This is a genomic window from Helicobacter pylori (assembly GCF_011175115.1).
Taxonomy (GTDB): Bacteria; Campylobacterota; Campylobacteria; order Campylobacterales; family Helicobacteraceae; genus Helicobacter; species Helicobacter pylori_DF.
On sequence record NZ_SHOW01000008.1, the window covers coordinates 46,921 to 54,100 of the forward strand.

Below are 7,180 nucleotides of genomic sequence, written 5' to 3' on the forward strand. Positions count from 1 at the left end.
CATAAGATAAAGAACGCTTGAACAAACTGCTTAAAAAGGGGTTTTTAGCGTTCTTTTTAAGCGTGTATTTAAGGGCTGATGATCTGGTTACTTACACCATCATCAAAAAAGAAGATCTAGGATTTCAGCGGTTTTTAGCCAAGAAGTGTTTAAGGGGTAAAACCCACCCTCCATGTTTTGCTGAGTCTAAAAAGCCTAAAAGAAAACTTTTTAACATAGACAAAAGCTCCCACTATTATGGCACAAGCGTGGTGCAAATGTCATGGCTACAGAGCAGGGAAAAATTTGAAAACCATTCAAAATACCGAGACATTCCTTTTGCTGAAGTCAGTTTGATTTATGGCTATAAACAATTTTTTCCTAAAAAAGAGCACTATGGTTTCCGCTTTTATATTTCTTTGGATTATGCTTATGGGTTTTTTCTTAAAAATAAGGGCGTATTGGGCGATAGTTTGAGAGAGAGTTCGCAAATCCCTAAAAGCTATAGAGAAAAATTGCAAAGAAAAGAGACTTTTATCAACGCTATTTTTTATGGCGCGGGAGCTGACTTTTTATACAAACGCGCTTTTGGGACGCTGATTTTAGGGATGAATCTTGTGGGAGAAACCTGGTTTTATGAAACAAAGATTTTTAAAAAGTGGGCCAAAGATCCTTTGAGCGTTTATCACCCTTACATGTTTCAAGTGATGTTGAATGTGGGGTATCGTTACCGCTTTTCAAGGTATAAGAATTGGGCGATAGAATTGGGCGCGCGCATCCCCTTTTTAATTAACGATTATTTTAAAACCCCTTTATACACCCTTCATTTCAAGCGCAATATTTCTGTCTATCTCACTTCAACTTATGATTTTTAGTTTTTTAAATTTTTGAAAACCAGAATTAAAACCGCTTTTTATCAACCGGAATTAAAACAAATTAAGCTATAATGCCCATAAAACTTTTAATTTTTTAAGGAAAAAAATGAATCTTGAAGTGAAAAAGATTGACACCGCTAACGCCCGTTTGAGCGCTAAACCTTCCATTGAAAATTTAGAAAAGCGTTATGATAAAATCGCTCAAAAAATCGCCCAAAAAGTTAAAATTGATGGCTTTAGAAGAGGTAAAGTCCCCCTTAGCTTAGTGAAAACCCGTTATCAAGCCCAAATTGAACAAGACGCTCAAGAAGAGATGATTCAAGAGGTTTTGAAAAACGCTTTTAAGGAATTAGGGATTGAAAATAAGGATCTCATCGGCAGCCCCAATCTCACTAAATTTGAAAAAAAAGACACGCATTTTGAAATAGAAGCGGACATCGGCTTAAAACCCACGATTGTTTTAGACAAGATCAAAGAGTGCGTGCCTAGCGTGGGAGTGGAAATTCCCAATGAAGAAAAAATTGATGAGCGTTTGAAACAGCTCGCTAAAGACTATGCGAAATTTGTGGATACTAACACTCAAAGAAAAGCTCAAAACGACGATAAATTAACGATTGATTTTGAAGGCTTTATAGATAATGCGCCTTTTGAAGGGGGCAAGGCTGAGAATTTCAGTTTGATTTTAGGCAGTAAGCAAATGCTAGAAGATTTTGAAAAGGCTCTTTTAGGCATGCAAGCGGGCGAAGAAAAAGAATTCCCTTTGACTTTCCCTAGCGAATACCACGCAGAGCATTTAGCCGGCAAAGAAGCCCTTTTTAAAGTGAAATTGCACCAGATTCAAGCGCGTGAAGTGTTAGAAATCAATGACGAACTCGCTAAAATCGTGCTAGCTAATGAAGAGAATGCGACTTTAAAGCTTTTAAAAGAAAGGGTTGAAGGGCAGCTGTTTTTAGAAAATAAAGCCAGGCTTTATAATGAAGAGCTGAAAGAAAAATTGATTGAAAATTTAGACGAAAAGATCCTTTTTGATTTGCCTAAAACGATCATAGAGCAAGAAATGGATTTGTTGTTCAGGAACGCTCTTTATTCCATGCAAGCTGAAGAAGTCAAATCCTTACAAGAAAGTCAAGAAAAAGCCAAAGAAAAGCGTGAGAGCTTTAGGAACGATGCGACAAAAAGCGTGAAAATCACTTTTATCATTGACGCTCTAGCGAAGGAAGAAAAGATTGGCGTGCATGATAATGAAGTCTTTCAAACCTTGTATTATGAAGCGATGATGACAGGGCAAAACCCAGAAAATCTCATTGAACAATACCGCAAAAATAACATGTTGGCGGCGGTGAAAATGGCGATGATTGAAGATCGGGTGCTGACTTATTTGTTAGATAAAAACCTGCCTAAAGAGCAGCAAGAAATTTTGGAAAAAATGAGGCCTAACGCTCAAAAAACTCAAGTGGGTTAAACGATTAAAAGGGAAAAATGATGGGATACATTCCTTATGTAATAGAAAATACAGAGCGTGGCGAACGCAGTTATGATATTTACTCACGCCTTTTAAAGGATCGTATTGTTTTATTGAGCGGTGAAATTAACGATAGCGTGGCGTCTTCTATTGTGGCCCAACTCTTGTTTTTGGAAGCTGAAGACCCTGAAAAAGACATTGGCTTGTATATCAATTCTCCCGGTGGGGTGATAACAAGCGGTCTTAGCATTTATGACACCATGAATTTTATCCGCCCTGATGTTTCCACGATTTGCATCGGCCAAGCGGCTTCTATGGGGGCGTTTTTACTGAGCTGTGGGGCTAAGGGCAAGCGCTTTTCATTGCCTCATTCAAGGATTATGATCCACCAGCCTTTAGGGGGGGCTCAAGGGCAAGCGAGCGATATTGAAATCATTTCTAACGAAATTCTCAGGCTTAAGGGTTTGATGAATTCTATTCTGGCTCAAAACTCAGGGCAGAGTTTGGAACAAATCGCTAAAGACACGGATAGGGATTTTTACATGAGCGCTAAAGAAGCTAAAGAGTATGGCTTGATTGATAAAGTGTTGCAGAAAAATGTGAAGTGATTGCATGGCGTTATTAGAGATTATCCATTACCCTTCTAAAATCTTAAGAACGATTTCTAAAGAAGTCGTTTCTTTTGATTCAAAACTCCACCAGCAATTAGACGACATGCATGAAACCATGATCGCTAGTGAGGGGATAGGGTTAGCCGCTATTCAAGTGGGCTTGCCTTTAAGGATGCTCATTATCAACCTCCCACAAGAAGACGGCGTGCAACATAAAGAAGACTGCTTGGAAATCATTAACCCTAAATGGATAGAAACTAAGGGGTCAATGATGTATAAAGAAGGGTGCTTGTCTGTGCCGGGATTTTACGAAGAAGTGGAGCGTTTTGAAAAGGTTAAGATAGAGTATCAAAACCGCTTCGCTGAAGTGAAAATTTTAGAAGCGAGCGAACTTTTAGCGGTAGCCATTCAGCATGAGATCGATCACCTCAATGGCGTGTTATTCGTGGATAAATTATCCATTTTGAAGCGTAAGAAATTTGAAAAAGAACTCAAAGAGTTGCAAAAAAAACAAAAACGCGAGTAACAACCATGATCAACACGATATTTTGCGCGACCATGCAAAGGGGGGTGGCAGAAATCGTGGCTGTGGAAGCGACTTTCACAAGGGCTTTGCCGGCGTTTGTGATTTCAGGCTTGGCTAATAACTCTATTCAAGAAGCCAAACAGCGGGTCCAATCGGCTTTACAAAATAACGATTTCACTTTCCCGCCTTTAAAAATCACCATCAACCTTTCCCCCTCAGATTTGCCTAAATCCGGGAGCCATTTTGATTTGCCTATCGCTCTTTTAATCGCTTTGCAAAAACAAGAGTTAGCTTTTAAAGAGTGGTTTGCTTTTGGGGAGTTGGGGCTTGATGGCAAGATCAAACCCAATTCTAACATTTTCCCCATGCTTTTAGACATTGCCATTAAACACCCCCATGCTAAAATCATTGCGCCTAAGGCTAATGAAGAGCTTTTTTCGCTCATTCCTAATTTGCAATGCTTTTTTGTGGAGCATTTTAAAGAAGCGTTAGAAATCTTGCAAAACCCTGAAATCAAAGCAGACACCCACACGAAAAAACTACCCTTTAAAACGATAGAATTGAACGATAAAGAGTATTATTTTTCAGACGCCTATGCCTTAGATTTTAAAGAAGTTAAGGGGCAAGCTGTCGCTAAAGAGGCCGCTTTGATCGCTAGCGCTGGGTTTCATAACTTGATTTTAGAGGGAAGTCCAGGTTGTGGGAAAAGCATGATTATTAATCGCATGCGTTATATTTTGCCTCCATTGAGCCTGAATGAAATCCTAGAAGCGACAAAATTGCGCATTTTAAGCGAGCAAGACAGCGCCTATTACCCCTTAAGGAGTTTTAGAAACCCTCACCAAAGCGCTTCAAAATCCAGCATTTTAGGCTCAAGCTCTTTAAGAGAGCCAAAACCTGGCGAAATCGCCTTAGCGCATAACGGCATGCTTTTTTTTGATGAATTGCCCCATTTTAAAAAGGATATTTTGGAAGCTTTGAGAGAGCCTTTAGAAAACAATAAATTAGTGATCTCACGAGTACACAGCAAAATTGAATACGAAACCTCTTTTTTATTTGTGGGGGCTCAAAACCCTTGCTTGTGCGGGAATTTACTCAGCGCCACCAAAGCATGCCGTTGCCAAGACAGAGAAATCACGCAGTATAAAAACCGCTTGAGCGAGCCTTTTTTAGACAGGATTGATTTGTTCGTGCAAATGGAAGAGGGGAATTATAAAGACACGCCGTCGCATTCTTGGACTTCAAAAGAGATGCATGAATTGGTATTATTAGCTTTCAAACAGCAAAAGTTAAGGAAACAGAGTGCTTTTAATGGTAAGCTTAATGAAGAGCAGATAGAACGATTTTGCCCTTTAAATTTTGAAGCGCAAAAGTTGTTAGAGCAGGCGGTTGAAAGGTTTAATCTGTCCATGCGCTCTGTCAATAAGGTCAAAAAAGTCGCTAGGACGATTGCGGATTTAAACGCTTGCGAGAATATAGAAAAATCTCACATGCTTAAAGCGCTGAGTTTTAGAAAGATTTCTTAAAAGGATTTTTATAAGGGAGAGAAAATGCAAGAATACCACATTCACAATTTGGATTGTCCTGATTGTGCGTCTAAATTAGAAAGGGATTTAAACAAATTAGACTATGTGAAAAAGGCTCAAATCAATTTCAGCACCAGTAAGCTGTTTTTGGACACGAGCGATTTTGAAAAAGTTAAGGCTTTCATCAAGCAAAACGAACCGCATTTGAGCCTGTCTTTTAAAGAGGCTGCAGAAAAGCCCTTGAGTTTTACCCCGCTCATCATTACGATCGCTGTCTTTTTGGGCGCGATTTTAATCTTACACCTTGAACCTAGCCCTTTCATTGAAAAAGCGGTGTTTGTGGTGCTAGCCTTAGTGTATCTAGTGAGCGGTAAAGATGTGATTTTAGGAGCGTTTCGTGGGCTTAGGAAAGGGCAATTTTTTGATGAAAACGCTTTGATGCTCATTGCGACTATTGCGGCTTTTTGCGTGGGGGCTTATGAAGAGAGTGTGTCTATTATGGTGTTTTATTCAGCGGGCGAATTTTTGCAAAAACTCGCTATCGCTCGCTCTAAAAAATCCCTTAAGGCTTTAGTGGATGTCGCTCCTAATCTGGCTTATTTGAAAAAGGGCGATGATCTAGTGAGTGTTGCTCCTGAAGATTTAAGAGTTAATGACATCGTGGTGGTGAAAGTCGGCGAAAAAGTGCCTGTTGATGGCGTGGTAGTTAAGGGCGAAAGTTTGCTAGATGAAAGGGCGTTGAGTGGGGAGTCCATGCCCATTAATGTCAGCGAACGCTCTAAAGTTTTAGGGGGGAGCTTGAATTTAAAAGCGGTCCTTGAAATTCAAGTGGAAAAAATATATAAAAATTCTTCTATCGCTAAAGTGGTGGATTTAGTCCAACAAGCCACGAATGAAAAGAGCGAAACAGAGAAATTTATCACTAAATTTTCACGCTATTACACCCCAAGCGTTTTATTCATCGCCTTAATGATCGCTGTATTACCGCCCTTGTTTTCTATGGGGAGCTTTGATGAGTGGATTTATAGGGGGCTTGTGGCTTTAATGGTGAGCTGTCCTTGCGCGTTAGTGATTTCTGTGCCTTTAGGGTATTTTGGAGGCGTGGGAGCGGCGAGCAGAAAGGGCATTTTAATGAAAGGCGTGCATGTTTTAGAGGTGCTTACCCAGGCTAAAAGCATCGCCTTTGATAAAACCGGCACTTTAACTAAAGGCGTTTTTAAAGTAACAGATATTGTGCCGCAAAACGGGCATTCTAAAGAAGAAGTTTTGCATTACGCTTCTTGCTCGCAGCTCTTATCCACGCACCCGATCGCTTTATCCATTCAAAAAGCATGCGAAGAAATGTTAAAGGACGATAAGCACCAGCATGACATTAAAAATTATGAAGAATTGAGCGGGATGGGGGTTAAAGCGCAATGCCATACGGATTTAATCATCGCAGGGAATGAAAAAATGCTCGATCAATTCCATATCGCGCACAGCCCTTCCCCAGAAAACAGCACGATCGTGCATGTGGCTTTTAACCAAACTTATATCGGCTATATCGTCATTAGCGATGAGATTAAAGATGACGCCATAGAGTGCTTAAGGGATTTGAAAGCGCAAGGGATAGAAAATTTTTGCATTTTGAGCGGGGACAGAAAAAGCGCGACTGAGAGCATCGCTCAAACTCTAGGCTGTGAATATCATGCGAGCTTGTTGCCTGAAGAAAAAACGAGCGTGTTTAAAACCTTTAAAGAACGCTATAAAGCCCCGGCGATTTTTGTAGGCGATGGCATCAATGACGCTCCGACTCTAGCGAGCGCTGATGTGGGGATTGGCATGGGGAAAGGCTCAGAATTGAGCAAGCAAAGCGCAGACATTGTGATCACTAATGACTCCTTAAGCTCTTTAGTCAAAGTTTTAGCGATCGCTAAAAAAACTAAAAGCATTATTTGGCAAAATATCTTGTTTGCTTTAGGGATTAAGGCGGTTTTTATCGTGCTAGGGCTTATAGGGGTAGCGAGCTTGTGGGAGGCGGTCTTTGGCGATGTGGGGGTTACGCTTTTAGCCTTAGCCAACTCCATGCGCGCGATGAGGGCTTAAAGCCTTGAATTTATCATTAGCCATTTAGAAGAGGGGCAAAATGCATAAAATAGAGCGCTTGCTCCAAACCTTAGCGCCTAAGGGGGTGGAGTTTAAAACGCTTGAAGAGGTTTTTG

6 protein-coding genes are annotated in these 7,180 nt (G+C 40.5%); all 6 read left to right on the forward strand.

All coding sequences use genetic code 11. The features are described 5' to 3' along the window. Positions 1 to 17: 17 nt before the first annotated feature. The 6 genes from EXS92_RS07205 (at position 18) to EXS92_RS07230 (ending at position 7,064) form a co-directional block, all read left to right on the forward strand. Positions 18 to 854: an outer membrane protein gene (locus EXS92_RS07205; RefSeq protein ID WP_165516013.1), complete on the forward strand. Its 837-nt coding sequence runs from the start codon at positions 18 to 20 to the stop codon at positions 852 to 854. A 106-nt stretch (positions 855 to 960) separates the two neighbouring features. Beyond that, positions 961 to 2,316, forward strand: coding sequence for a trigger factor (tig, locus tag EXS92_RS07210; RefSeq protein WP_165516014.1), 1,356 nt, complete (start codon positions 961 to 963; stop codon positions 2,314 to 2,316). Between the two features lie 20 nt (positions 2,317 to 2,336). Next, complete coding sequence (clpP, locus tag EXS92_RS07215) at positions 2,337 to 2,924, forward strand: ATP-dependent Clp endopeptidase proteolytic subunit ClpP (RefSeq protein ID WP_000540576.1); 588 nt, start codon at positions 2,337 to 2,339, stop codon at positions 2,922 to 2,924. A 4-nt stretch (positions 2,925 to 2,928) separates the two neighbouring features. After that, entirely contained in the window at positions 2,929 to 3,453 is a 525-nt protein-coding gene (gene def, locus EXS92_RS07220; protein WP_001185867.1) for a peptide deformylase, read from the forward strand. A gap of 5 nt (positions 3,454 to 3,458) precedes the next feature. Next, positions 3,459 to 4,979 carry a YifB family Mg chelatase-like AAA ATPase gene (locus EXS92_RS07225; RefSeq protein ID WP_165516015.1) on the forward strand — a complete coding sequence of 507 codons (1,521 nt, stop codon included), beginning with the start codon at positions 3,459 to 3,461 and terminating at the stop codon, positions 4,977 to 4,979. 24 nt (positions 4,980 to 5,003) lie between these two features. After that, positions 5,004 to 7,064, forward strand: coding sequence for a heavy metal translocating P-type ATPase (locus EXS92_RS07230; RefSeq protein WP_165516016.1), 2,061 nt, complete (start codon positions 5,004 to 5,006; stop codon positions 7,062 to 7,064). The last annotated feature ends 116 nt before the right edge of the window (positions 7,065 to 7,180 follow it).

Bases quoted from the DNA above. Each gene is read 5' to 3' on its own strand.
- tig (WP_165516014.1), top strand. From the start codon at position 961: ATGAATCTTGAAGTGAAAAAGATTGACACCGCTAACGCCCGTTTGAGC.
- clpP (WP_000540576.1), top strand. From the start codon at position 2,337: ATGGGATACATTCCTTATGTAATAGAAAATACAGAGCGTGGCGAACGC.
- def (WP_001185867.1), top strand. From the start codon at position 2,929: ATGGCGTTATTAGAGATTATCCATTACCCTTCTAAAATCTTAAGAACG.
- EXS92_RS07225 (WP_165516015.1), top strand. From the start codon at position 3,459: ATGATCAACACGATATTTTGCGCGACCATGCAAAGGGGGGTGGCAGAA.
- EXS92_RS07230 (WP_165516016.1), top strand. From the start codon at position 5,004: ATGCAAGAATACCACATTCACAATTTGGATTGTCCTGATTGTGCGTCT.